Origin of the sequence: Solihabitans fulvus (assembly GCF_008386585.1) — a bacterium.
GTDB classification, from domain to species: Bacteria; Actinomycetota; Actinomycetes; order Mycobacteriales; family Pseudonocardiaceae; genus Solihabitans; species Solihabitans fulvus.
Map to the genome: position 1 here is coordinate 1 of NZ_VUOB01000294.1, position 385 is coordinate 385.

The following is a 385-nucleotide window of genomic DNA, read 5'->3' on the forward strand; positions in this document are numbered from 1 at the left end:
TTGGTCTTGAATAATACAATGTATATTCAAATTAAATTTTAATTATTATACGATCTCTCAAAATACTGTTAACAAACTAAATTGATTTTTATAGCGTATTATACAAAAACATTGCTCTAGTGGTGTCCTCAATAGGGATGTAACGATGCATAATGACCGTGATTTCCAGCCCCAAGATATCCACCGCCAAGATGTCCACCACCAAGATGTCCGCCAACAAGATGTCCGCTACCAAGATAGCCGCCACCAAGATGTCCGCCACCAAGATGCCCGCCGCCAAGATGTCCAGCTCCAAAATATCCACCGCCAAGATATCCACCACCAAGGCTTCCAACACCAAGATGTCCAGCGCCTAGGAGTACGGGACTGGCGACGAAAGACTTGC

1 protein-coding gene is annotated in these 385 nt (G+C 44.2%); it reads right to left on the minus strand.

The annotated features are described in order from the left end of the window. Window positions 1-88 precede the first annotated feature (88 nt). Complete coding sequence (locus F0L68_RS45885; RefSeq protein WP_188317142.1) at window positions 89-337, minus strand: hypothetical protein; 249 nt, start codon at window positions 335-337, stop codon at window positions 89-91. Window positions 338-385: the final 48 nt, after the last annotated feature.